General features: G+C 75.0%; 21 protein-coding genes. 12 read left to right on the top strand and 9 right to left on the bottom strand.

The window, feature by feature from the left end:
* Positions 1 to 41: 41 nt before the first annotated feature.
* On the top strand, positions 42 to 1,058 hold the full coding sequence (gene ubiA / locus C7456_RS15515) for a 4-hydroxybenzoate octaprenyltransferase (protein ID WP_109724716.1): 1,017 nt from the start codon (positions 42 to 44) through the stop codon (positions 1,056 to 1,058).
* 112 nt (positions 1,059 to 1,170) lie between these two features.
* On the opposite strand, the gene C7456_RS15510 is transcribed toward ubiA, so the two are convergent.
* Both C7456_RS15510 and C7456_RS15505 read right to left on the bottom strand, forming a co-directional pair.
* Positions 1,171 to 1,890, bottom strand: a complete 720-nt coding sequence (locus C7456_RS15510) for a ComF family protein (protein ID WP_109724715.1) — start codon at positions 1,888 to 1,890, stop codon at positions 1,171 to 1,173.
* 15 nt (positions 1,891 to 1,905) lie between these two features.
* Positions 1,906 to 2,112 carry a hypothetical protein gene (locus C7456_RS15505; RefSeq protein WP_109724714.1) on the bottom strand — a complete coding sequence of 69 codons (207 nt, stop codon included), beginning with the start codon at positions 2,110 to 2,112 and terminating at the stop codon, positions 1,906 to 1,908.
* A 138-nt stretch (positions 2,113 to 2,250) separates the two neighbouring features.
* Here C7456_RS15505 and bioB point away from each other — a divergent pair, with 138 nt between their 5' ends.
* Entirely contained in the window at positions 2,251 to 3,264 is a 1,014-nt protein-coding gene (gene bioB / locus C7456_RS15500; RefSeq protein WP_109724713.1) for a biotin synthase BioB, read from the top strand.
* Positions 3,265 to 3,299: 35 nt separating this feature from the next.
* Here bioB and C7456_RS15495 read toward each other — a convergent pair whose 3' ends face one another.
* Positions 3,300 to 4,250, bottom strand: coding sequence for an SdiA-regulated domain-containing protein (locus C7456_RS15495; RefSeq protein WP_139942840.1), 951 nt, complete (start codon positions 4,248 to 4,250; stop codon positions 3,300 to 3,302).
* Between the two features lie 104 nt (positions 4,251 to 4,354).
* On the opposite strand from C7456_RS15495, the gene bioF reads away from it, so the two are divergent.
* On the top strand, positions 4,355 to 5,620 hold the full coding sequence (bioF, locus tag C7456_RS15490; RefSeq protein ID WP_245889902.1) for an 8-amino-7-oxononanoate synthase: 1,266 nt from the start codon (positions 4,355 to 4,357) through the stop codon (positions 5,618 to 5,620).
* Here the strand turns inward: bioF and C7456_RS15485 are convergent.
* Entirely contained in the window at positions 5,604 to 6,104 is a 501-nt protein-coding gene (locus C7456_RS15485; RefSeq protein WP_139942841.1) for a hypothetical protein, read from the bottom strand. The genes bioF and C7456_RS15485 overlap by 17 nt on opposite strands.
* 219 nt (positions 6,105 to 6,323) lie before the next feature.
* Between C7456_RS15485 and C7456_RS15480 the strand changes: the two genes are divergently transcribed.
* The 3 genes from C7456_RS15480 to bioC are packed head-to-tail and all read left to right on the top strand — an operon-like array spanning position 6,324 to position 8,925.
* A complete protein-coding gene (locus tag C7456_RS15480) occupies positions 6,324 to 7,277 on the top strand; it encodes a sulfurtransferase (RefSeq protein ID WP_109724709.1) in 954 nt (317 codons plus the stop codon).
* Entirely contained in the window at positions 7,274 to 8,047 is a 774-nt protein-coding gene (gene bioH, locus C7456_RS15475; RefSeq protein WP_109724708.1) for a pimeloyl-ACP methyl ester esterase BioH, read from the top strand. Before C7456_RS15480 ends, bioH begins: the two co-directional genes overlap by 4 nt.
* A complete protein-coding gene (gene bioC, locus C7456_RS15470; protein WP_109724707.1) occupies positions 8,044 to 8,925 on the top strand; it encodes a malonyl-ACP O-methyltransferase BioC in 882 nt (293 codons plus the stop codon). The genes bioH and bioC overlap by 4 nt, the downstream gene beginning before the upstream one ends.
* A 54-nt stretch (positions 8,926 to 8,979) precedes the next feature.
* On the opposite strand, the gene C7456_RS15465 is transcribed toward bioC, so the two are convergent.
* The gene (locus C7456_RS15465; protein ID WP_109724706.1) at positions 8,980 to 9,861 is read right to left on the bottom strand and encodes an EamA family transporter; all 882 of its coding nucleotides are present in this window, start codon (positions 9,859 to 9,861) and stop codon (positions 8,980 to 8,982) included.
* 223 nt (positions 9,862 to 10,084) lie between these two features.
* On the opposite strand from C7456_RS15465, the gene C7456_RS15460 reads away from it, so the two are divergent.
* Together C7456_RS15460 and treF are read left to right on the top strand one after the other, a co-directional pair.
* Positions 10,085 to 10,852: an SDR family NAD(P)-dependent oxidoreductase gene (locus C7456_RS15460; RefSeq protein WP_109724705.1), complete on the top strand. Its 768-nt coding sequence runs from the start codon at positions 10,085 to 10,087 to the stop codon at positions 10,850 to 10,852.
* Positions 10,849 to 12,444 (top strand): alpha,alpha-trehalase TreF, encoded by a 1,596-nt coding sequence (treF, locus tag C7456_RS15455; RefSeq protein WP_109724704.1) that lies wholly within the window; start codon positions 10,849 to 10,851, stop codon positions 12,442 to 12,444. Before C7456_RS15460 ends, treF begins: the two co-directional genes overlap by 4 nt.
* 168 nt (positions 12,445 to 12,612) lie before the next feature.
* On the opposite strand, the gene C7456_RS15450 is transcribed toward treF, so the two are convergent.
* Positions 12,613 to 13,173: a DNA-3-methyladenine glycosylase I gene (locus tag C7456_RS15450; RefSeq protein WP_109724703.1), complete on the bottom strand. Its 561-nt coding sequence runs from the start codon at positions 13,171 to 13,173 to the stop codon at positions 12,613 to 12,615.
* 91 nt (positions 13,174 to 13,264) lie between these two features.
* Here C7456_RS15450 and C7456_RS15445 point away from each other — a divergent pair, with 91 nt between their 5' ends.
* Positions 13,265 to 14,140 (top strand): DMT family transporter, encoded by an 876-nt coding sequence (locus C7456_RS15445; RefSeq protein ID WP_109724702.1) that lies wholly within the window; start codon positions 13,265 to 13,267, stop codon positions 14,138 to 14,140.
* 312 nt (positions 14,141 to 14,452) lie between these two features.
* Here C7456_RS15445 and C7456_RS15440 read toward each other — a convergent pair whose 3' ends face one another.
* Positions 14,453 to 15,400, bottom strand: coding sequence for a pyridoxal-phosphate dependent enzyme (locus tag C7456_RS15440; RefSeq protein WP_109724701.1), 948 nt, complete (start codon positions 15,398 to 15,400; stop codon positions 14,453 to 14,455).
* The gene (locus C7456_RS15435; RefSeq protein WP_109724700.1) at positions 15,397 to 16,401 is read right to left on the bottom strand and encodes an aldose 1-epimerase; all 1,005 of its coding nucleotides are present in this window, start codon (positions 16,399 to 16,401) and stop codon (positions 15,397 to 15,399) included. The genes C7456_RS15440 and C7456_RS15435 overlap by 4 nt, the downstream gene beginning before the upstream one ends.
* A gap of 66 nt (positions 16,402 to 16,467) precedes the next feature.
* Between C7456_RS15435 and pepN the strand changes: the two genes are divergently transcribed.
* Positions 16,468 to 19,119, top strand: a complete 2,652-nt coding sequence (gene pepN / locus C7456_RS15430) for an aminopeptidase N (RefSeq protein ID WP_109724699.1) — start codon at positions 16,468 to 16,470, stop codon at positions 19,117 to 19,119.
* Between the two features lie 44 nt (positions 19,120 to 19,163).
* Here pepN and C7456_RS15425 read toward each other — a convergent pair whose 3' ends face one another.
* The gene (locus tag C7456_RS15425) at positions 19,164 to 19,349 is read right to left on the bottom strand and encodes a hypothetical protein (RefSeq protein WP_109724698.1); all 186 of its coding nucleotides are present in this window, start codon (positions 19,347 to 19,349) and stop codon (positions 19,164 to 19,166) included.
* Positions 19,350 to 20,016: 667 nt separating this feature from the next.
* Between C7456_RS15425 and mnmG the strand changes: the two genes are divergently transcribed.
* Together mnmG and C7456_RS15415 are read left to right on the top strand one after the other, a co-directional pair.
* Positions 20,017 to 21,891 (top strand): tRNA uridine-5-carboxymethylaminomethyl(34) synthesis enzyme MnmG, encoded by a 1,875-nt coding sequence (gene mnmG / locus C7456_RS15420; RefSeq protein ID WP_109724697.1) that lies wholly within the window; start codon positions 20,017 to 20,019, stop codon positions 21,889 to 21,891.
* Between the two features lie 156 nt (positions 21,892 to 22,047).
* Positions 22,048 to 22,848, top strand: coding sequence for an RDD family protein (locus tag C7456_RS15415; RefSeq protein WP_342767304.1), 801 nt, complete (start codon positions 22,048 to 22,050; stop codon positions 22,846 to 22,848).
* The last annotated feature ends 85 nt before the right edge of the window (positions 22,849 to 22,933 follow it).

Genomic DNA, 22,933 nt, shown 5'->3' with positions numbered 1-22,933 from the left:
TGCATGCCTTCGCCGCGGCCGTCACACGCTAAACTGCGCTAATGGCCCCCCCACCGCGCAAGCGCCAGCGGCGCAAGCCCGCTGCTCCGGCACCGACGCGACGCGCGAAAGCGCCCGTCGCCGCGGTCGCGCGCCCGGCCGACAGCTCCACCCGCGCGGCGCGCGTACTGGACTGGCTGCTGCGGTGGCTGCCCGTGCGCCACCGCGAGAAGGCGCACGACTACCTCGTGCTCACCCGCATGGACCGCCCGATCGGCGCGTTGCTGCTCTTGTGGCCGACGTGGTGGGCGCTGTGGCTGGCGGCGGGCGATTTCCCGCCGTGGAGGGCGCTGCTGGTGTTTACCCTGGGCGTGTTCGCCATGCGCGCCGCGGGCTGCGCGATCAACGACTACGCTGACCGCGAGCTCGACCCCCAGGTGGCACGCACCGCCGGACGGCCGATCGCCGCGGGGCGGGTCACGCCGCGCGAGGCGCTGGTGGTATTCGCCGTGCTGCTGGCGTTCGCCTTCGTGCTGGTGCTGTTCACCAACCGGCTCACCATCGAGCTGTCCTTTGCCGGCGCCGCGCTGGCGGCGCTGTACCCGTTCACCAAGCGCTGGACCTACCTGCCGCAGGTGGTGCTGGGCGCGGCGTTCGGCTGGTCGATCCCGATGGCCTTCGCCGCGGTGCAGGGTGCGGTGCCGCCGCTGGGCTGGCTGCTGTTCATCGCCAACATCCTGTGGTCGGTGGTGTACGACACCGAGTACGCGATGGTCGACCGCGACGACGACCTCAAGGCCGGCGCGAAGTCCACCGCGATCCTGTTCGGCGACGCCGACCTGCCGATCCTCGCCGTGCTGATGGGCACGCTGCTGCTGGCGATGGTGTTCGTCGGCCAGCGCGCGCAGCTGGGCTGGCCGTACTGGCTGGCGCTGCTGGCCGCCGCCGCGCTGTTCGGCTGGCAGCTCAAGCTGATCCGCGGCCGCGCGCGCGAGGCCTGCCTGGCCGCGTTCCGCCACAACAACTGGTGGGGCCTCACCGTGTGGGCCGGCATCGTGCTGGCGCTGGCGGTGCAATAGCCGCCCGGCCTTCGCGGCGGCGGCCGGCGCCGCAGTGGCGCCGTGACGCCGGCCGACGCCAAACGGGGCAAAACGCCTCGTTGCCGCAGGCTTGCATGCCGCAGCATGGGCATCAGCGCGCTCCGGGTACCGGCGCGCGGGCCAGTGCCCACGCGTCCACGCGCCGCACGCCCGCGCGGCGCAGCACGCGTGCGCACTCGGCCAGGGTGGCGCCGGTGGTCAGCACGTCGTCGAGCAGCGCGACGTGGGCGGGCAAGGCCACGCCCTCGCGCAGCGCGAAGGCGCCGCGCACGTTGCGACGGCGCGCGACGGCGGCGAGTTCGGTCTGCGCCTCGGTGGCGCGCACGCGCCGCAGCGCGTCGCGGTGCAGCGATACCCCCAGCGCGGCGGCGAGCGGGCGCGCCAGCTCCAGCGCCTGGTTGTGCCCGCGCGTGCGCAGGCGGCGCGGATGCAGCGGCACCGGCACGATCAGCTGCGGCAACGGCGCCGGCCGTGCCTCGCGTTGCCACAGCCGCGCCAGCGTGCGGCCGGCGGCCAGGTCGCGGCCGAACTTGAAGCGCGTTTCCAGCCGGTCCAGCGGCCAGGCGTAGCGGAACGGTACCCAGGCCGCGTCCCACGGCGGCGCGCGGCGCTGGCAGCGACCGCACAGCGCGGCGGGTGCCGGCAGCGGCAGGGCGCAGCGCGCGCAACAGCTGCGGTTGCGCGGCAGCTCGGCGGCGCAGGCCGCGCACAGATCCAGCCCGTCCGCGCCCGGCGCGCCGCACAGCAGGCAGCGCCACGGCAGCAGCCATGCCGCGGTGCGCGCGAACAGCGTGGCGAGAAGCGCATCCATGCGCGGCGCGGTGGCTCAGCTGCCCGGCTTGAACAGCGCCGCGTCGACGATCGACCACAGGTGGACCAGCCAGCCCAGCCAGAAGAGCCACAGCACGCCGGCCAGCACGAACATCACGGCCGCCTTGAGCAGGCGCCCCTGCACCAGCTGGCCCAGCCCGGGAATGAAGAAGCTGCACACCGCCGCGATCACGTTGCCGGTGCTGCCCTGTCCTGCGCTCATGGCATCCGTCCCTCGATGGAAAGCGCCATCGTAGCGGGCCCGGCGGCGCCCGTCTTGTCAACTCCGATCGCATGTGCCTGGTTGACAGGCCCGGACCGCCTGCCCACACTCGCCGGCCTCACCGCACGGAGTGTCCGCATGTCCGCCGCCATCCGCCACGACTGGACGCGCGAGGAAGTGGCCGCGCTGTTCGCGCTGCCGTTCAACGAGCTGCTGCACCGCGCGCACACGGTGCACCGCGCGCACCACGATCCCAACGCGGTGCAGGTGTCCACCCTGCTCTCGATCAAGACCGGCGGCTGCCCGGAGGATTGCGCCTACTGCCCGCAGGCCGCGCGTTATGCCACCGGGGTGCAGGCGCAGAAGCTGATGAGCGTGGACGCCGTGGTGGCGCGCGCGCAGGCGGCCAAGGATGCCGGCGCCTCGCGCTTCTGCATGGGTGCCGCCTGGCGCAGCCCGAAGGACCGCGACGTGGCCAAGGTGGCCCAGATCGTCGCCGCGGTGAAGGCGCTGGGCCTGGAGACCTGCGCCACGCTGGGCATGCTGAGCGGCGAGCAGGCCGCCACGCTGAAGGACGCGGGCCTGGACTACTACAACCACAACCTCGATACCGCGCCGGAGTTCTACGGCGAGATCATCCACACCCGCCAGTTCCAGGACCGCCTGGACACGCTCGAGCACGTGCGCGCGGCCGGCCTGAAAACCTGCTGCGGCGGCATCGTCGGCATGGGCGAGACGCGCGCGCAGCGCGCCGGCCTGCTGCAGGCGCTGGCCAACCTGCCCGAGCACCCCGAGTCGGTGCCGATCAACCAGCTGGTGCAGGTGCAGGGCACGCCGCTGGATGGCGCGCCGGCGCTGGACCCGTTCGAGTTCGTGCGCACCGTGGCGGTGGCGCGCATCCTGATGCCGGCCTCGGTGGTGCGCCTGTCCGCCGGCCGCCAGCAGATGGACGACGCGGTGCAGGCGCTGTGCTTCTTCGCCGGGGCCAACTCGATCTTCTACGGCGAGAAGCTGCTGACCACCGGCAACCCCGACGTGGAGCACGACCGCGCGCTGTTCCGCCGGCTCGACCTGCATCCGCTGGAACCCGTGCAGGAAGGCGGCACCGCGCACGCCGACATCCTCGAGCCGTGCGCCACGCGCGCGGCCTGAGCGCGCAGCGGGGGCCGGTCATGGACCCGCGGCGTTCAGCCGCCGGCCGGGCGCAGGCGGTAGAAGCGGTCCGGCTCGCTGACCACGTACAGCGTGCCGTGGCCGTCGATCGCCGCGCCCTCGGCCTGCGCCAGCGGCGGCTCGCCGGTGCGGCTGCCGTCGAGCAGGCGCTGGCTCACCGCCACGCCGTCGCGGGTCACCTCCATCACCCGCTGGCCCTCGTCGCTGAGCAGCAGCAGGTGGCCGCTGCGCGGGTCGAACTCCACCGAGGACAGGTCGTCGCTGGGCCGCATCGGCGCCAGCAGCTCGCTGCGGTCGCGGATCGACAGCCCGCGCAGCGCGCCGTGGTCGCGCAACGCGGCCAGGCCGCGCACCTCGTACAGGCGGGTGGGCGAGTGCTCCTTTGCCACGTACAGCACGTCGCCCGCGGCGTCGTAGCCCAGCCCCTCGAAGCCGGCATTGCCGTCGTGCCCGTCGGCGAGGTCCAGGTTGAGCACCACCGCCTGCGCGTGCGCGACCTCGTTGCCCTCGGCGGGCAGGCGGAACAGCGCCAGCTGCGCGCGGCCCTCCTCGCTCACCACGTACCAGCCGTCGCCAAGCGCAGCCACCGCCTCGGTGTCGGCGAAGCCGCGCAGCCGGTGGCGCGCCTGCACCGCGCCCTCGCGGTCCAGCAGCAGCAGCGTGGCCGGGCGGTTAAGCACCGCGACGAGCTGGTCGCGCTGCGCATCCCAGGCCAGGCCGGAAAGGTTTTCCGCGCCGGCGATGCGTCGGCCGGCAATGTCCATGCGGTAGGCGGCCAGGTCCAGCCCGCGGCCGGCTCGCGCGCTCCACGCCGGCGCGTCCGGCTCGCCGCGCAGCCACACGTACAGGCGATGCTCGGCGTGGTGGTAGCGCACCGCCACGTACAAGGCCCACAGCAGCGCCAGCTGCAGCGGCACCCAGAACAGCCAGCGCAGCACGTGCCCGGCGCCGGCGGCCACACGCACGCCGACTGCCGCCCCACCCCCGCGGAACGAAAAAGACATAGGCCCTGCACCTTTCGCGACTACGGCGGACGCGCCCCCTCGACGCGCCACGGGCCGATCCTCGCATGAGCGGGCCCCCGATGCACCCCGCGCCCGGCCCGCGCCCCGACCTGCTGCGGCGGCTGGCCGCGCGCACGCAGGCGCGCGCGCAGGCCGCGCTGCTGCGCCGGCTGCGCGCGGTCGAGCGCGCCGACGGCCCCTGGCTGCAGGTCGACGACCGCCGCCTGCTCGCCTTCTGCGGCAACGACTACCTGGGCCTGGCCCAGCATCCCGCGCTGGTGGGAGCGCTGCGCCGCGCCGCCGGCGACGCCGGCGTGGGCAGCACCGCCGCGCACCTGGTCTGCGGCCACCGCCGCGAGCACGCGCGGCTGGAGGAAGCGCTGGCCGAGTGGACCGGCCGCGAGCGCGCCCTACTGTTCTCCACCGGCTACATGGCCAACCTCGGCGCGCTGCAGGCGCTGCTGGAAGCGGGCGATCCCGGCGCGCGCCCGGGACCGGCGCTGTGCGTGCAGGACCGGCTCAACCACGCCTGCCTGCTCGACGGCGCGCGGCTGGCCGGCGCCACGCTGCGGCGCTACCCGCACGCCGACGTGGCCGCCGCCGCGCGGCAGCTGCGCGGCGACGCCGCGGCCGCCGCGCTGCTCGCCACCGACGGCGTGTTCAGCATGGACGGCGACGTGGCGCCGCTGCGCGAGCTGGCCGCGCTCTGCGCGCGCGAGGGCGCCACGCTGATGGTGGACGACGCGCACGGCCTGGGCGTGCTGGGCGCGCGCGGCGCCGGCAGCGTGGAGGCCGCCGGCCTCGCGCAGGACGAGGCGCCGCTGCTGATGGCCACGCTGGGCAAGGCGCTGGGCTGCGCCGGCGCGTTCGTCGCCGGCTCCGCCGCGCTGGTCGAGGGGTTGATGCAGTTCGCGCGCACCTACGTCTACACCACCGCGATGCCGCCCGCGCTGGCCGCCGCCGCGCTGGCCGCGGTGGAACTGGCGCGGCGCGAGGCGTGGCGGCGCGGGAAGCTCGCCGCGCTGGTCGCCCGCTTCCGCGCCGGCGCCGCGCAGCTCGGCCTGCCGCTGCTGCCCTCGCCCACCGCGATCCAGCCGCTGCTGCTCGGCAGCGCCGAGGCGGCGCTGCAGGCGGCGCAGGCGCTCGAGGCGCGCGGCCTGCTGGTCGCCGCGATCCGCCCGCCCACCGTGCCGGCGGGCAAAGCGCGCCTGCGCGTCACGCTGTCCGCCGCGCACGAGGAGGCGCACGTGGACCGCCTGCTCGACGCGCTGGCGGAGGGCCTGCGCGGCCGCGTCACGGAGCCCGGCGATGCCGCTACAGGCAATCGCTGAGGCCGTCGTACAGCGTGGCGCCGCTGCGCGGCAGCGGCGCGTGCAGCGGGTGCGGCACCGCCAGCGCGGCCAGCAGCTCGCGCACCGTGGTGTGCGGCGCCAGCGGGCCGACGCAGCGCCAGCCCGGGATCGCCGCGCGGATGCGGCCACGCCGCGCATCGATCCGTTCGTCGCTGGCCGCGAAGCTCCACACGCACTGGCCCACCTCGCCCGTCGCCGGGTCCGCCGAGCAGACGAAACGCAGCGGCTCGATGTCGCTGTAGTCGCCCTCGCAGAAGGTGTCGCCGCAGATCGCGTCGAAGTCGCGCCGCAGCGCGTCGGCGATGCCGTACCAGGCGTCGATGTCGGCGTCGTCCTGCAGCGTGGCGGCCAGGTCGGTGTAGTGCGCGGCCGGCCGGGCCTGCGATCCGGCCGGCTGCGCGAAGGCCGCCGACGCCGCGAGCCACAGCAGCCCGGCAATGGCGGTGCCCATGCCTGTCTTCATGTTCCGCTCCCTGGATGGCCTGCCCCGGATCGGGGCGTGGCCAGCGTGGCCCATCGCGCCGGCCGCCGTCGATCGACGCGCGCCGCGCCGGCGCGTGCGCGCAGGCAGCCGCGGCGCGTCGTCGCCGGCCGGCCGCATGCGTCGGATCGATCCTGCCGCGCGCCGGCGCCTACGGACACACCACCTATAATCGTGCGCCGTTCCGCCCGTTTCCCCGCCATGCCCATCCTCAACCTCGCCGCCTACCGCTTCGTCAGCCTGGACGGGCTGCCCGCGCTGCGCGAACGCCTCCGCGCACGCGCCGAGGCGCTGGCGCTCAAGGGCACCGTGCTGCTCGCGCCGGAGGGCATCAACCTGTTCCTGGCCGGCGCGCCCGAGGCGGCCGAGTCCTTCATGGACTGGCTGCGCGAAGACCCGCGCTTCGCCGGCCTGGAGGCGAAGGCCTCGTGGTCGGACGCGGTGCCGTTCGGCCGCCTGCGCGTGCGGCTGAAGCGGGAGATCATCACCCTGCGCCGGCCGGCGCTCCGCCCGGAGGCGGGCCGCGCCGCGGCGGTGGACCCGGCCACGCTGAAGCGCTGGCTGGACCGCGGCCGCGACGACGACGGCCGCGAGCTCGTGCTGCTCGACACCCGCAACGGCTACGAGACCGACGTCGGCAGGTTCCCGCAGGCGGTCGACTACCGGCTGGCCCGCTTCACCGAGCTGCCGGACGCGCTGGCCGCCGACCGCGCGCGCTACGCCGGCAAGACCGTGGTGCCCTACTGCACCGGCGGCATCCGCTGCGAGAAGGCCGCGCTGCACATGCGCGAGCTCGGCATCGAGCGCGTGTTCCAGCTGGAGGGCGGCATCCTCGGGTACTTCGAGGAGACCGGCGGCGCGCACTGGCAGGGCGCCTGCTTCGTGTTCGACGCGCGCGGCGCACTGGGTCCCGACCTGCGCCCCGCACCGCCGCGTCCGCGCCCTCTCCCCTCCGGGGAGAGGGCCGGGGTGAGGGGCCAGCCTGGCGACACGCCAGCCACGGAACCCATCCCGCCAGGCGCTTCCGCAAGCCCCGCCCCCTCACCTCGCTCCTCTCCCCGGCGGGGAGAGGAGGCCGTAAGCCGCAGCCTTGGCGCGAGTCCCGGCCTCGCCGCCCGGCTCTCGTCCCGACCCGGCAAGGAGACGCGCGCATGAGTCTCTACATCGAGCGAGCCGGCCGCGGTCCCGTGCCGCTGGTGCTGATCCACGGCTGGGCGATGCACGGCGGCGTGTTCGCGCCGCTGGTGGAGGCGCTGGCCGAGCGCTGCGCGCTGTACGTGGTGGACCTGCCCGGCCACGGCCGCTCGCGCCACTGCGGCCTGCCGCTGGAGCCGTCCGCCTGCGCGCGCGCGATCGCCGCGGCCACGCCGCCGGCGGCCTGGCTGGGCTGGTCGCTGGGCGGCCTGGTCGCGCTGGCCGCCGCGCTGGAGCAGCCCGCGCGCGTGCAGGCGCTGGCGATGCTGTGCGCCACGCCGAAGTTCGTGCGCGACGCGGACTGGCCGCACGGCAACGATCCCGCGCTGGTGCGCCGGCTCGCGCAGGACCTGGAGACCGACTACCACGCCACCATCGAGCGCTTCCTCGCGCTGGAGGCGATGGGCAGCCAGGACCCGCGCGCCGAGCTGCGCCGCCTGCGCGGCGAGGTGTTCGCGCACGGCGAGCCGGAGCTGCGCGTGCTGCAGGAAGGCCTCCGCCTGCTCGAAGACACCGACCTGCGCCCCGCGCTGGCGGGCCTAGCGCAGCCCAGCGCCTGGCTGGCCGGCCGCCGCGACCGGCTGGTGCATCCGGCCGCGATGCGCTGGTCCGCGCAGGCCAGCGGCGGCCGCTTCGCCGAGATCGCCCACGCCGGTCACGCGCCGTTCCTCGGCCACGCCGGCGCGCTGGCCGAGGCGCTGGCGCCGCTGCTGGAGCAGGTTCCCGCATGAACGAGTTCCACCTCGACCGCACCCTGGTGCGCCGCCACTTCGCCCGCGCCGCGGCCGGCTACGAACGCCACGACGCGCTGCAGCGCGCGGTGCAGGAGGGCCTGCTCGGACGTCTGGACTTCTATCTGGAACAGCCCCGGCTGGTGCTCGACGTCGGCGCCGGCACCGGCCGCGGCAGCGCGCTGCTGAAGAAGCGCTGGCCGCAGGCGCAGGTGCTCGCGCTCGACCTCGCCCTGCCGATGCTGCGCGAGGCCAGGCGCCACGCCGGCTGGCTGAAGCCGTTCCAGCGCGTGTGCGCCGACGCGCTGGCGCTGCCGCTGCCCGACCACAGCGTGGACGTGCTGCACTCCAACCTGTGCTTCCAGTGGATCGACGACCTCGCCGCGCTGTTCGGCGAATGCGTGCGCGTGCTCCGGCCCGGCGGCCTGCTCGCCTTCTCCACCTTCGGCCCGGACACCCTGCGCGAGCTGCGCGCGGCCTGGGCCGCCGTCGACGCGCGCTCGCACGTCGGCCGCTTCCTCGACATGCACGACGTGGGCGACGCGATGATCGCCGCCGGCCTGCGCGACCCGGTGCTGGACGTGGACCGCTACACGCTCACCTACAGCGAGCCGGCGGAGCTGCTGAAGGAACTGAAGGGCCTGGGCGCCACCCACGCCGACGCGGCGCGCGGCCGCGGCCTCACCGGCAAGGCGCACTACCGGCGCATGCTTGCCGCCTACGAGGAGTTCCGCAGCGACGGCCGCATCCCCGCCACCTGGGAAGTGGTGACCGCGCACGCCTGGGGGCCGCCGCCGGGCCAGGCGCGCCGCGGCCGGGGCGGCGGCGAGATCGCCAGCTTCTCGGTGGACAGCCTGCGCGGTTCGCGGCGGCGCTGATTCCGGCGGGAGCGGCCTCCGGCCGCGATGGCCGCCACGCCTGGAGCTTGGTCCCTAGTTCGCCAACGGCTCCGCCACCGGCCGGCGCACGCTGAGCGCGGTGCCGGTCGCCGCCACGATGATCGCCGCGATCGCCAGCCACTGCAGCGCGCTCAGCCGCTCGCTCAGCAGCAGCACGCCGGCCAGCGCGGCGATCGCCGGCTCCAGGCTCAGCAGCACGCTGAAGCTGCGCGCCGGCAGGCGGGTCAGCGCGACCATCTCCAGCGAATAGGGCAACGCGGAGCTCAGCACCGCCACGCCCAGCGCCGCCGGCAGCAGCGGCAGCGAGAACAGCGCGCCGCCCGCGTGCGCCAGCCCCACCGGCAGCGCCAGCAGCGCCGCCACCGAGGTGCCCCAGGTCACCGCGTCGCCGCCGTGCGCCGCGCCGGCCTTCTGGCCCAGCACGATGTACAGCGCCCAGCCCACGCCCGCGCCCAGCGCGTACAGCACGCCGAGCGGATCGAGCCCGTGCGCCTGCCCGCGCGGCGGCAGCAGCAGGAGCAGCCCGGCCACCACCAGCGCGATCCACACGAAGTCGAGCAGCCGGCGCGAGCCGGCCAGCGCCAGCGTCAGCGGCCCGGTGAACTCCAGCGCCACCGCGATGCCCAGCGGGATCGTGCGCAGCGCCATGTAGAAGGACAGGTTCATCGCGCCCATCGCCAGGCCGTAGCCCCACAGCGCGCGCCAGTCGACGTCGCGCCGGAACCGCCGCCAGGGCCGGCGCAGCAGCAGCAGGACCAGCGCCCCCAGGCCCAGCCGGTAGGCGGTGGCGCCCTGCGCGCCGACCAGCGGGAACAGCTGCTTGGCCAGCGCCGCGCCGCACTGGTAGGACACCATGCTGATCAGCAGCGCGCCCACGGCGAACAGCACGGGGGCGAAGCGGGAACCTGGGGACATGCGGCGGCCGCGGGAGGGAATGGACCGCCATGATGCCTGCACGGCACGGCGAAAGCCCACCCTCGGCCACGCACGCTGCTGACAGCCTGCGGCAGCAGCCTCGCCGATCGTGCCGGGCTGCCGCCAGCCGGCGCGCCGTGGCGAAGCGCCGGCGGAACGCGCTCGCGGAGCATTCACGGCGTGGCGTCCTAGACTGCCGCCCGCGGCAACGACGGAGCCGGGCATGCGACTCGAGGGCAAGACGGCGCTGGTGACCGGCGCCAGCCAGGGCATCGGCCGCGCGATCGCGCTGCGGCTGGCGCGCGAGGGCGCGCGCGTCGCACTGGGCGTGCGTGCGCCCGACGCGCGCTCGGACGAGCTGCTCGCGCTGCTGCGGCAGGACGGTGCCGCGGCCTGTGCGGTGGCCGGCGACGTCGGCGTGGCGGCCGACTGCCGGCGCCTGGTCGCCGAGACGGTGGCGCGGCTGGGCCGGCTCGACCTGCTGGTCAACAATGCCGGCATCGAACGCCGGGCGGCCTTCCTCGACGCCACCGAGGCCGACTACGACGCCGTGCTCGCCACCAACCTCAAGGGGCCGTTCTTCCTCACCCAGGCCTTCGCGCGCCACGCGCGCGAGCGCGGCGGCGGCGGGCGCATCGTCAACGTCGGCTCGGTGCACGAGGAGCTGCCGTTCCCGCACTTCGCCAGCTACTGCGCCAGCAAGGGCGGGCTGAAGACGCTGATGCGCGACCTGGCCGTCGAGCTGGCGCCGCTGGGGATCACGGTCAACAACGTCGCGCCCGGCGCGGTGAAGACGCCGATCAACGCCCAGCTGATGGCGCAGCCGGCGCTGCTCCGGGCACTGCTCGCCAACATCCCGCTCGGCCGCCTCGGCACGCCGGAGGACGTGGCCGGCGCGGTGGCCTTCCTCGCCTGCGACGACGCGGCCTACGTCACCGGCGCCAGCCTGGTGGTGGACGGCGGCCTGCTGTGGAACTACGCCGAGCAATGAGCGGCGCGGAGCGGGAACGGCACGAGGCCGCCGCGCGCGCGGCGCAGGCCGCGCCCGCCGATCCGCTGACCCCGGCCGACCGCTACCGCGAGCTGTTCGAGGCGGTGCAGCTGGGCCGCGTGTTCGAGGACAGCAAGACCTTCGTCGACTGCGCGCCGAAACGGGCGCCGGAGGCGATCCTGCAGGCCTACCGCCGCGAACGCGGGCAGCCGGGCTTCGACCTCGCCGCCTTCGTGCGCGCGCACTTCGCGCCGCCGCGGGTGCACCGCAGCCACTACGTCTCGCCGCCGGGCCAGCCGCTGCGCGAGCACATCGACGGGCTGTGGGACGTGCTCACCCGCCACCCGGCGCAGCACCCGCCGCACGGCTCGCTGCTGCCGCTGCCGAACGCCTACGTGGTGCCGGGCGGGCGCTTCGGCGAGCTGTACTACTGGGACTCCTACTTCACCATGCTCGGCCTGGCCGAGAGCGGCCGCGGCGACCTGCTGCGCGCGATGGCGGACAACTTCGCCTACCTGATCGACGCCTACGGCCACGTGCCCAACGGCAACCGCAGCTACTACCTCAGCCGCTCGCAGCCGCCGGTGTTCGTGCTGATGGTGGAGCTGTTCGAGCGGCACGGCATCTGCAAGGCGCTGCGCTACCTGCCGCAGCTGCGCAGGGAGCACGCCTTCTGGACCGCCGACGCCGGCGCGCTGCGTCCCGGCGAGGCGCGCGGCCACTGCGTGCGGCTGGAGGACGGCCGCCTGCTCAACCGCTACTGGGACGCGCGCGACGCGCCGCGCGAGGAAGCCCACCTGGAGGACGTGACCACCGCGCGGCGCTCGCCGCGGCCGGCGCGCGCGGTGTACCGCGAGCTGCGCGCGGGCGCGGCCTCCGGCTGGGACTTCAGCTCGCGCTGGTGCGACGGCGACGAGCTGTCCGGCATCCGCACCACCGCGATCCTGCCGGTGGACCTCAACGCCCTGCTGTGGAAGCTGGAGGCGCAGATCGCCCTGCTCAGCGCCGCCGCCGGCGACGCGGCGCAAGCCGCGCGCTTCCGCGCGCTGGCGCAGGCGCGGCGGGAGACGATCGACCGCGTGCTGTGGAACGCGCGCGCCGGCGCCTACCTCGACTACGACTTCGAGCGCGGCGCGCCGCGCGAGGCGCTCACCGCCGCCGCCGCGATGCCGCTCTACGTGGGCGCGGCCGATCCCGGGCAGGCCGCGCGCACCGGCGCGGCGCTGCGCGCGCGCCTGCTCCGCCCCGGCGGGCTGGACTGCACCGAGCGCGTCACGCCCGAGCAGTGGGACAGCCCCAACGGCTGGGCGCCGCTGCAGTGGCTGGCGATCGGCGGGCTGCGCCGCTACGGCGACCCGCTGGCCGACGAGATCGCCTCGCGCTGGCTGCACACCGTGGCCAACCTGTACCGGCGCGAGAGCAAGCTGGTGGAGAAGTACGTGCTGGTGCCGCAGGACGGCGAGATCGTCGGTGGCGGCGGCGGCGAGTACCCGCTGCAGGACGGCTTCGGCTGGACCAACGGCGTCACCCGCCGGCTGCTGCACGAGGACCCGGCGCATCCCGGCAACCGCTCGTGCGCGGGGCGGCGCTGAGGGCGTGCGGGGCGCGCCGGCGCCAGCCGCGCCGGGGACGCCGCGCGGGCCGGCACGCGCCGGAACCGCCATCGCGGGCAGGCCCCGGCCTCGCTTCGCGCCGCGCGCGTTCCGGCCGGCACGCGCGGTCCGCATCCGGGCGGACGCCGCGTGGCGCCCGCTCCCGCGCTACACCTCGCGGTGCCGGAAGCACCCGACGAGATGGTCGTTGACCATCCCGGTGGCCTGCATGAAGGCGTAGCAGATGGTGCTGCCGACGAAGCGGAAGCCGCGCTTCCTCAGGTCCCTGCTCATGCGGTCGGACAGCGGCGTGGTGGCGGGCACCTCGCCCTTGTCGCGCCAGCGGTTGCGCACCGGCTTGCCGTCGACGAAGGACCACAGGTAGGCGTCCAGGCTGCCGGCCTCCGCGATCACCTTCAGCGCGGCGACGGCGTTGTCGCGCGCCGCGCCCACCTTCAGGCGGTTGCGGATGATGCCGGGGTCCTGCAGCAGCCTCTCCAGCTCGCGGTCCTTCATCGCCGCCACGCGCTCGATCTCGAAGCCGTGGAACACCTCGCGGTAGCGCCCGCGCTTGGCCAGGATGGTGCGCCAGGACAGCCCCGCCTGCGCGCCTTCCAGGCACAGGAACTCGAACAGCGCGCGGTCGTCGTGCAGCGGCACGCCCCACTCGGTGTCGTGGTAGGCGCGCATCAGCGCGTCGTCGCTCTCGGCCCAGTGGCAGCGTCGCATGACGGTCCTCCTCGCATCGGGCGGGCACTGTAGCGCATCGGCGCGGGACCGCTCCGCTAGACTGGCGCGCTCCTTCGCCCGCCGCCGCCGCATGACCGATCCCGCCTCCCGCCGCGCCGCCGCCGCGCTCGCCGCCACGCTGCTGATCTGGGCGTACAGCTGGGTGGTGATGAAGCAGGCGCTGGCCTACGCCGGGCCGTTCGACTTCGCCGCGCTGCGCTACCTGCTCGGCGCGGCCACGCTGTTCGCGGTGCTGCTGGCGGCGCGCCAGCCGCTGGCGCCGCCGCCGCTGTGGCCCACCGCGCTGGTCGGCCTGGCGCAGACCGCCGCGTTCCAGGGGCTCGAGCAGTGGGCGCTGGTCGACGGCGGCGCCGGACGGGTGGCGCTGCTCGCCTACACCATGCCGTTCTGGGCGGTGGCGCTGGCCTGGCCGCTGCTGCGCGAGCGGCCCGCGCGCGCGCAGGGGCTGGGCGTGGCGCTGGCCGCGCTGGGCCTCGCGTGCATCCTCGAACCCTGGCGCGGGCTGGGCGGCGCGCGCAGCAGCGCGCTGGCGGTGGGCGGCGGCGCGGCCTGGGCGCTGGGCACGGTGCTGAGCAAGCGGCTGTTCCAGCGGCATGCGGTGGCGCCGCTCAACTTCGCCGCCTGGCAGATGCTGATCGGCGCGCTCGCGCTCGGCGCGGCCGCGCTGGCCGTGCCGCAGCGGCCGCTGCAGTGGACGCCGGCCCTGCTCGCCGCGCTGGCCTACAGCGTGGTGGTCGCCTCCAGCGCGGCCTGGGCGCTGTGGCTGTTCGCCCTGCGGCACCTGAGCGCCACCGTGGCCAGCCTGTCCAGCCTCGGCGTGCCGGTGTTCAGCGTGCTGCTGGCCTGGGCGATCCTCGGCGAGCGGCCCTCGCCGGCGGAGGCGGCGGGCATCGCGCTGGTGCTGCTCGGGCTGGTGGCAGTGAACTGGCGGCGGCGGCCGGTGTGAGGGCGTGTCCGCGACATCCCGCGGCGCCACTTCGGCGGCGTCTCAAGACCGGACCGGGCGCGACGAGCCGCCCGCTCGTCATGCCGGCGCAGGCCGGACAAGCGCGAAGCGCGCAGAACGTGCGCAGCGGACGGCCTGCAAGGGCGAGCACAGCGAGTCATCCAGTCGCGGGAGCGCCCGCCATGGCCTCATGGCACGCCGGCACGGCGTGCCTTGGGCATGGCTGTCTTGCCGCGAAAAACCGGCGTGATCGCCCCTGGATTCCGGCCTGTGCCGGAATGACGGCAAGGGACGCGCCGCGCCTGGGCGGCTTCACCAGGGCAGCGCGTCGAGGTCCACGTTGCCGCCGGTCAGCACCACGCCCACGCGCCGCCCGGCGAAGCGCCCGCGCGCCTTCAGCACCGCCGCCAGCACGGTGGCGCTGGAGATCTCCACCACCAGCTTGAGCTCGCGCCACAACAGCTTCATCGCCGCGACGCACTCCGCGTCGGTCACCGTGGTGATCGCCACGCGGTGCGCGACCAGCGCCGCGAAGTTGGGCTCGCCCAGGGTGCCGCGCAGGCCGTCGCACAGCGTGTCCGGCACGAAGTCGACCACGCGCTCGCCGCGCGCCAGCGAGCGCGCCGACTCGTCGGCGCCGGCCGGCTCCGCGCCGTGGATCTCGATGCCCGGCGCCAGCGCGTGCGCGGCGATCGCCACGCCGCTGATCAGCCCGCCGCCGCCCACCGGCGTCAGCAGCGCGTCCAGCGGCCCGGCCTGCGCCAGCAGCTCCAGCGCCAGCGTGCCCTGCCCGGCGATCACGCGCGGGTCGGTGTAGGGATGCACCATCACCGCGCCGGTCGCGCGCTCCAGCCCGGCGGCGGTCGCCTCGCGCGCGGCGATGGTCGGCGCGCAGCGGTGCAGGATCGCGCCGGCGCGCACGATGGCATCGAGCTTGGCCTGCACCGCGCCCTCCGGCACCACCACGTGCGCGGGGATGCCGCGGGTAGCGGCGGCCAGCGCCAGCGCGGTGCCGTGGTTGCCGGACGAGTGCGTGAGCACGCCGCGCGCCGCCTGGCCTCCGTCCAGCGACCACACCGCGTTGCAGGCGCCGCGGAACTTGAAGGCGCCGCCGCGCTGCAGGTTCTCGCACTTGAAGAACAGCTCCGCGCCGGCCAGCGCGTCCAGCGCCGCGCTGCGCAGCACCGGCGTCACCGTGGCGTGGGGCGCGATGCGCGCGGCGGCGTCGCGGATGTCGTCGAGGGTGGGCAGCACGTTCATAGGGTCTCCATCTCCACGCCGCAGCGGAAGCGCCGCTCGGCGCCTGGCTCCAGCCGGATCGCCGCGGCGCAGTCGGGCCGGTTGAAGGCATCGGACAGGCTTTCCATCGGCTCCAGCGCGATCGCGCCGCGGCGGTCGCGCGCCACCGTGTCGGCGGTGAAGGCCAGCATCACCCCGTGCTCCTGCCAGACCGCGATGCCCAGGCCGCTGGCCGGGTCGCGCAGGCGCGTGCGCGCGCGGCCGTCGGCGTCGCGCGCGAGGTCGGCGTAGGCGAGGTCCAGGCGGGCGTCGCCGATCGCGCGCGGCGCGCGGAAGTCCAGCGCGGGCGCGTCGGCCACCGGCGCGTAGGCTTCCGCGCCGGGCAGCGGCAGCAGCGCCGCGTCGGTGCGCACCCGGGTCGCGGCCGGCACGCCCAGCTCCAGGCCCGCCAGCGGCGCCTCGCCCAGCCGGAAGTACGGATGCCAGCCGAAGAAGCACGGCGCCGCCGTCTCGCCCGCGTTGCGCATGCGCGCTTCCAGGGTCAGCCCGTCCGCGTCCAGCGTGTAGCGCACTTCCAGGTCGATCGTGAACGGGTAGCCCGGATGCGCGCCGGGGCGGATCGCCCGCGTCGAGAACACGGCGCGCGCGCCGTGCGCGGCGGCGTCCAGCTCCGCCAGCTCGAAATCCACGCCGCGCACGAAGCCGTGCCGGGCGCCGCGCGCCGCGCCGGCGACGCCCGGCTGCAGGTCGTGCGCCACGCCGTCGAACACGTAGCGCGCGTCGGCGACGCGGTTGGCGAACGGCGCCATCACCGCGAAGCGCGAGTTGACGTGGCCCTCCAGCTCGGCCGCGTCGCGGTAGCCGTCCGCCAGCGCCACCGGCCGGCCGCGGTGCGTCGCCTCGATGCCGAGCACGGTGGCGCCGCGCCGCGCGATGCGCACGCGGCGGCCGCGCGCGGCGTCCTCGAGCAGGGCCAGCGCGTGCGGGCCGAGGCGGTCCAGGGAAGCGCGGTAGTCGGTCACGGTCTTGTCCAGCCGGGCAACCGCCGCATGTTAGCCTGATCCGCCCCCTTTCCTGCAGTACGCCCCATGCCCGCACGCAACGACGCCGCTCCCCTGCCGATCCGCCTCCGCGACTACGCGCCGCCGCCGTGGCGGGTCGTGCAGGCGGAGCTGGACTTCGAGCTCGGCATCGACGCCAGCGAGGTGGGCGCGCGCCTGCACCTGGCGCGCGATCCCGCGCAGGACGCGCCGCTGCGGCTGGACGGCGAGGAGCTGGAACTGCTCGCCATCGCGCTCGACGGCGCGCCGCTGCCCGCCGGCCGCTGGCGCTACGCCGACGGCGTGCTGGAAGTGGACGGCGCGCGCGACGGCAGCGTGCTGGAGACGCGCGTGCGCGTGAGGCCGGCCGAAAACACCGCGCTGGAAGGGCTGTACCTGTCCGGCTCGCGCGAGGCCGGCTTCCTGCTCACCCAGTGCGAGGCGGAAGGCTTCCGCCGCATCACCTTCTTTCCCGACCGGCCGGACGTGCTGGCGAGGTTCACCGTCACCCTGCGCGCCGACCGCGCGCGCTTCCCGGTGCTGCTGGCCGGCGGCAACCCCGACGGCGCGGGCGAGCTGCCCGGCGGCCGCCACTGGGCGCGCTTCGTCGACCCGCATCCCAAGCCCAGCTACCTGTTCGCGCTGGTCGCCGGCCGGCTGGAGAAGATCGAGCGCGACTACCGCACCGCCGACGGCCGCGCGGTGAAGCTGGCGATCTGGTCCGAGGCCGACGCCATCGGCCGCTGCCGCTACGCGCTCGGCGCGCTGGAGCGCGCGATGCGCTGGGACGAAGAAACCTACGGGCGCAACTACGACCTCGACGTGTTCCACGTCGTCGCCACGCACGACTTCAACATGGGCGCGATGGAGAACAAGGGCCTCAACATCTTCAACGCCAAGTACCTGCTGGCCGACCCGGACACCACCACCGACGACGAGTACCGCGCGGTGGAGGCGGTGGTGGCGCACGAGTACTTCCACAACTGGAGCGGCAACCGCGTGACCTGCCGCGACTGGTTCCAGCTCTCGCTGAAGGAAGGGCTCACCGTGTTCCGCGAGCAGCAGTTCTCGGCGCGGATGAACTCGCCCGCGCTCAAGCGCATCGAGGACGTGGCGCTGCTGCGCCGCGCGCAGTTCCCGGAGGACGCCGGCCCGCTGGCGCACCCGGTGCGCCCGGCCGAGTACCGCGAGATCAACAACTTCTACACCGCCACGGTGTACGAGAAGGGCGCCGAGCTGGTGCGCATGCTGGCCGGCCGCCTGGGCGAGGCGGGCTTCCGCCGCGGCATGGACCTGTACTTCGCGCGCCACGACGGCCGCGCCGCCACGCTCGAGGACTTCCTCGCCGCGCTGGGCGAGGCCAACGGGCTGGACCTTTCGCCCTACCTCGCCTGGTACGCGCAGGCCGGCACGCCGCGCCTGACGGCGCGCGGCCGGCACGACGCCGCCGCGCGCACCTACACCCTGACCCTGGCGCAGCACACGCCGCCCACGCCGGGCCAGCCGGACAAGCGGCCGCTGCCGATCCCGGTGAAGCTGGCGCTGTTCGACCGCGCCGGCCGCATGCTGCCGCTGCGCCTGGACGGCCAGACGTCCGCAGCTTCCACCGAGCGGGTGGTGGTGCTGGCGCAGGCCGAGCAGGACTTCGTGTTCCGCGGCGTCGACGCGCCGCCGGTGCCCTCGCTGCTGCGCGGCTTCTCCGCGCCGGTGATCCTGGAATGCGACTACGCGCCGGAGGAACTGGCGCTGCTGCTCGCGCACGACCCGGACGGCTTCAACCGCTGGGAGGCCGGCCAGCAGCTCGCCCTGCGCGCCTACGCGGCGCTGCGCGACGGCGGCGGCGAGGCGGCGGTCGAGGGCTGGTGCGCCGCGCTGGCCGCGCTGTTCGACGACGCGGCGCTCGACCCCGCGCTGCTGGCCGACCTGCTCACCCCGCCCGGCGAGATCGAGCTGGCCGAGCGCGAGCGCGAGGTCGATCCCGCGCGCATCCACGCGCTGCGCCAGGAACTGCAACGCCGGCTGGCCGCCGCGCTCGGCGGCGAGCGCCTCGAACGGCACCACCGCAAGCTGGCCGCGGACGCCGGCGCGCAACCCGACGCCGCGGCGCAGGCGCGGCGCCGGCTCAAGCGCCGCGTGCTGGAGCTGCTGGCGCTGCACGATCCCGCCGCCGCGCTGCCGCTGGCGCAGCGGCAGTACGAATCGGCCGCCGGCATGACCGACCGCCTCGCCGCGCTCGCCGTGCTGGTGCGCCACGAGGCGCCGCAGGCCCTCAACGCGCTGGCCGCCTTCCGCGCGCGCCACGCGCAGGACCCGCTCGCGCTGGACAAGTGGTTCGCGGTGCAGGCGCAGATCCCCGGCGAGCCCGCGCTGGCGCGGGTGCGGGCGCTGGAGGCGGACCCGGCCTTCACCCTGAAGAACCCCAACCGCGTGCGCGCGCTGCTCGGCAGCTACGCCAGCGGCAACCCCAGCGGCTTCCACCGCGCCGACGGCGCCGGCTACCGCCTGCTCGCCGAACGGCTGGCGCAGCTGGATGCGCTCAACCCGCAGGTGGCCGCGCGCCTGGCGACCGCGTTCAACGGCTGGCAACGGCTGGAGCCGGTGCGGCGGGAACAGGCGCGGCAGGCGCTCGCCGCGCTGGCCGGCCACGGCGCGCTGTCGCGCAATCTCGCGGAGATCGTCGGCCACCTGCTGCCGGCCTGAGCGCCGGCGTCCGGGCCGCCTTGCGCGGCCCGGCGGATCGCCGTCTAGACGGCCAGATGCGCCAGCTCGCTGCGCAGGCGCTGCATGCGCGACTCCAGCCGCGGCTTGAGGCTGACGCGCTCGCGCTCGTCGCGCTCGGCCAGATGCTCCATCGCCATCTCGATGCGGCCGATCTCGATCAGCAGATCGTGGCGCGGATAGACCGGCGTGAAATCCAAGGACACTTCCATGACGCTCTCCCCTGACGTTCCGAGGTACGGGAGGCGGAGCAATCGCCATGCCAAAACGTGATGCGCATCACATGAAAAAATCGCGCGCTGCAAGCAAACTGACGCGGAGGGTCAGCGATTGCCGCACGTTGGCAAAAAGCTACGTTCCAGTCACTTCTCATTCACGACCGGATGCGGAGAATCCCCCTCAAGTCCGGTGCGGTGCCCACCACCGCACACGGCGCCGGTTCCACGGTTTCTGGCGCCCGGCAACACGGTCATCCTGGATTCCCCCTGTTCCTGAGACCGCCGGGCGCCAGATCTGAAAAAACGCCAAACCCCGCGTCCTGCGCGGGGTTTGGCGTTTCCGGGCCCGGAAAAAGTGACGGCGCCAGGGTAGACCCGTGGCGCCGCCATGCTCCCTTTCCCGGCACGCGATCGGACCCCTGTCCGCCCGATCTCGGCGCGCGAAGTTCCGCGCAGCGTCTGCCCGTGAAAGTGCGTGAGGATTGGAGCAAAGTCCGTGCCACAAGGCCATATCCCTTCCGCACTGGCCGCGGGGCGGTACCATGGCGCCCGGCCCCGGGCCGTTTTGGTCAGTATCTGCGCCGGCGGGTCAGTTTCGGGCGCGCCGGCGCCGGGCGTCCGCCGCGCGCAGCCATCCGCAAGCAAGAACCAGAGATTCCGCATGTTCCACCCCACCCGCTACGACGTCATCGTGGTCGGCGGCGGCCACGCCGGCACCGAGGCCGCGCTGGCCGCGGCGCGCACCGGCGCGCGCACGCTGCTCCTGACCCACAACGTCGAGACGGTCGGCGCGATGAGCTGCAACCCGGCCATCGGCGGCATCGGCAAGGGCCACCTGGTGAAGGAGATCGACGCGCTGGGCGGCGCGATGGCGCACGCGGCGGACCTCGCCGGCATCCAGTGGCGCACGCTCAACGCCTCCAAGGGCCCGGCGGTGCGCGCCACGCGCTGCCAGGCCGACCGCGCGCTGTACAAGGCGGCGATCCGCCGCATCGTCGAGTCGCAGCCGAACCTGGAGCTGTTCCAGCAGGCGGTCGACGACCTGCGCCTGGAAAACGGCCGCGCCGTAGGCGTGGTGACGCAGATGGGGCTCGCCTTCCACGCTCGCGCGGTGGTGCTCACCGCCGGCACCTTCCTCGCCGGCAAGATCCACATCGGCCCCGCGCAGTACGCGGGCGGCCGCGCGGGCGACGCGCCGGCCAGCGCGCTGGCGCAGCGGCTGCGCGAGCTGCCGGTGGCGGCCGACCGCCTCAAGACCGGCACGCCGCCGCGCATCGACCGGCGCAGCATCGACTTCGCCGGCCTGGAGGAACAGCCCGGCGACGATCCGGCGCCGGTGTTCTCCTACCTGGGCTCGCGCGCGGAGCATCCGCGCCAGGTCAGTTGCTGGATCACCCACACGTCCGAGCGCACCCACGAGATCATCCGCGGCGCGCTCGACCGCTCGCCGCTCTACACCGGCCAGATCGAGGGCGCGGGCCCGCGCTACTGCCCGTCGATCGAGGACAAGGTGGTGCGCTTCGCCGACAAGGCCTCGCACCAGATCTTCATCGAGCCGGAAGGGCTGGACAGCCTGGAGATCTATCCCAACGGCATCTCCACCTCGCTGCCGTTCGACGTGCAGCTGGAGCTGGTGCACTCGATCCCCGGCTTCGAGCGCGCGCACGTCACCCGCCCCGGCTACGCCATCGAGTACGACTACTTCGACCCGCGCGGGCTCCACCCGTGGCTGGAGACCAAGGCGATCCCGGGCCTGTACTTCGCCGGCCAGATCAACGGCACCACCGGCTACGAGGAGGCCGCCGCGCAGGGCCTGCTGGCCGGCCTCAACGCCGCGCTCGCCGTGCGGGGCAAGGCGCCGTGGTACCCGCGCCGCGACGAGGCCTACCTGGGCGTGCTGATCGACGACCTCACCACCAACGGCACCATCGAGCCCTACCGCATGTTCACCTCGCGCGCCGAGTACCGGCTGCACCTGCGCGAGGACAACGCCGACCTGCGCCTCACCGAGCAGGGCCATGAACTCGGCGTGGTGCCGCCGGCGCGCTACGACGCGCTGCGTGCCAAGCGCGAGGCGGTGGAGCGCGAGACGCGGCGCCTGGCCGCGCTGTGGGCCGCGCCGACCAACGCGCTGGGCGCGGCGGTGGCGCGCCACCTCGGCATCGCGGTGAGCCGCGAGACCAACGCGCTCGACCTGCTGCGCCGCCCCGAGCTCGACTACGCGAAGCTCGCCGCGGTGCCGGAACTCGGCCCGGCGGTGGAGCGCGAGGACGTGGCCGCGCAGGTGGAGGTGCAGGCCAAGTACGCCGGCTACCTCGAGCGCCAGCGCGAGGAGATCGAGCGCCAGCGCCGCCACGAGCACACCGCGATCCCCGAGGGCTTCGACTACGACAAGGTGCGCGGGCTGTCGGCCGAGGTGCTGCTCAAGCTCAAGCGCGCGCGCCCGGCCACCATCGGCCAGGCGGCGCGGATCAGCGGCGTGACGCCGGCGGCGATCTCGCTGCTGCTGGTGCACCTGAAGCGTCGCGCGGCTTGAGGCTGCCCGGAGCGTCCGGTTTTCGCGGCCGGAGGCCGCTCCCCCAGGCTCGCGCCAGCTTGGGGGAGCGGCCTCCGGCCGCGAAGGCAGCCCGGCAGGACCCAAGCCGCCTCCCGGCAACGGACGGCACGCGCCAACCCGGCGACGCATGGCATCATGCGCGGCAACGCAGGCTGGAGTAACCGCTCGATGGAAATCTGGATCGGTCGTGATGGCGAACGCCACGGCCCCTACAAGGAAGACGACGTGCGCGCCTGGCTGCGCAGCGGCCAGCTGAGCCGCGACGACCTCGGCTGGCGCGAGGGCCTGGCCAACTGGCAGCCGCTGTCGGTGCTGTTCCCCGAGGAGACCCGCGCCGCGCCGCCGCCGTTCGCGCCGCCCGCCGCGGCGCCGGCGGCCTGGCCCAGCCACGACATGCCCGCGCTGGAGGACCACGCCGGCTTCTGGAAGCGCGTGGCCGCCTACATCCTCGACGGCATCGTGCTGTGGATTCCCAACCTGCTGCTCGGCAACCTGTTCGGCGCGCGCGAGGCGGAGCTGGCGCTGCAGCAGGCGCAGGCCGCCGCCGGCGGCAACCCGGACCTGCTGCTGCAGGCGATGAACACCTACATGCACGACATCGGGCCGGCCGCGCTCGCCCAGCTGGTGCTGGGCTGGCTGTACTTCGCGCTGTGCGAGAGCTCGGCCTGGCAGGCCACCGCGGGCAAGCTCGCGCTCGGCATCCGCGTCACCGACCTGGACGGCCGCCGCATCGGCTTCGCGAAGGCCAGCGCCCGCTACTTCGCCAAGCTGCTCAGCGCCTTCATCCTCTTCGTCGGCTTCCTGATGGTGGCCTGGACCCGCCGCAAGCAGGGCCTGCACGACATGCTCGCCGGCACCCTGGTGCTGAACGGCCGCGCCGGCCGGCAGCAGCAGCCGCGCCGGCCCGCCGCGGGCGACGGCACCTTCCACGCCTGAGCCCGACCCGCACGCCCGGCCGCGGCCGGGCCCCTTGCTATGATCGAACGTTCGGCGGTGCCCGCGCGGGCGCCGCCGCGCCATC

The sequence above is a fragment of the Fulvimonas soli genome (genome assembly GCF_003148905.1).
GTDB classification, from domain to species: domain Bacteria; phylum Pseudomonadota; class Gammaproteobacteria; order Xanthomonadales; family Rhodanobacteraceae; genus Fulvimonas; species Fulvimonas soli.
This window is presented reverse-complemented; position numbering and strand designations above follow the sequence as displayed.

Excerpts from the sequence above, each read along its gene's own strand:
- ubiA (WP_109724716.1), top strand. The coding sequence starts at position 42 with ATGGCCCCCCCACCGCGCAAGCGCCAGCGGCGCAAGCCCGCTGCTCCG.
- C7456_RS15510 (WP_109724715.1), bottom strand. The coding sequence starts at position 1,890 with ATGGATGCGCTTCTCGCCACGCTGTTCGCGCGCACCGCGGCATGGCTG.
- C7456_RS15505 (WP_109724714.1), bottom strand. The coding sequence starts at position 2,112 with ATGAGCGCAGGACAGGGCAGCACCGGCAACGTGATCGCGGCGGTGTGC.
- bioB (WP_109724713.1), top strand. The coding sequence starts at position 2,251 with ATGTCCGCCGCCATCCGCCACGACTGGACGCGCGAGGAAGTGGCCGCG.
- bioF (WP_245889902.1), top strand. The coding sequence starts at position 4,355 with ATGAGCGGGCCCCCGATGCACCCCGCGCCCGGCCCGCGCCCCGACCTG.
- C7456_RS15485 (WP_139942841.1), bottom strand. The coding sequence starts at position 6,104 with ATGAAGACAGGCATGGGCACCGCCATTGCCGGGCTGCTGTGGCTCGCG.
- C7456_RS15480 (WP_109724709.1), top strand. The coding sequence starts at position 6,324 with ATGCCCATCCTCAACCTCGCCGCCTACCGCTTCGTCAGCCTGGACGGG.
- bioH (WP_109724708.1), top strand. The coding sequence starts at position 7,274 with ATGAGTCTCTACATCGAGCGAGCCGGCCGCGGTCCCGTGCCGCTGGTG.
- bioC (WP_109724707.1), top strand. The coding sequence starts at position 8,044 with ATGAACGAGTTCCACCTCGACCGCACCCTGGTGCGCCGCCACTTCGCC.
- C7456_RS15465 (WP_109724706.1), bottom strand. The coding sequence starts at position 9,861 with ATGTCCCCAGGTTCCCGCTTCGCCCCCGTGCTGTTCGCCGTGGGCGCG.
- C7456_RS15460 (WP_109724705.1), top strand. The coding sequence starts at position 10,085 with ATGCGACTCGAGGGCAAGACGGCGCTGGTGACCGGCGCCAGCCAGGGC.
- treF (WP_109724704.1), top strand. The coding sequence starts at position 10,849 with ATGAGCGGCGCGGAGCGGGAACGGCACGAGGCCGCCGCGCGCGCGGCG.
- C7456_RS15450 (WP_109724703.1), bottom strand. The coding sequence starts at position 13,173 with ATGCGACGCTGCCACTGGGCCGAGAGCGACGACGCGCTGATGCGCGCC.
- C7456_RS15445 (WP_109724702.1), top strand. The coding sequence starts at position 13,265 with ATGACCGATCCCGCCTCCCGCCGCGCCGCCGCCGCGCTCGCCGCCACG.
- C7456_RS15440 (WP_109724701.1), bottom strand. The coding sequence starts at position 15,400 with ATGAACGTGCTGCCCACCCTCGACGACATCCGCGACGCCGCCGCGCGC.
- pepN (WP_109724699.1), top strand. The coding sequence starts at position 16,468 with ATGCCCGCACGCAACGACGCCGCTCCCCTGCCGATCCGCCTCCGCGAC.
- C7456_RS15425 (WP_109724698.1), bottom strand. The coding sequence starts at position 19,349 with ATGGAAGTGTCCTTGGATTTCACGCCGGTCTATCCGCGCCACGATCTG.
- mnmG (WP_109724697.1), top strand. The coding sequence starts at position 20,017 with ATGTTCCACCCCACCCGCTACGACGTCATCGTGGTCGGCGGCGGCCAC.
- C7456_RS15415 (WP_342767304.1), top strand. The coding sequence starts at position 22,048 with ATGCGCGGCAACGCAGGCTGGAGTAACCGCTCGATGGAAATCTGGATC.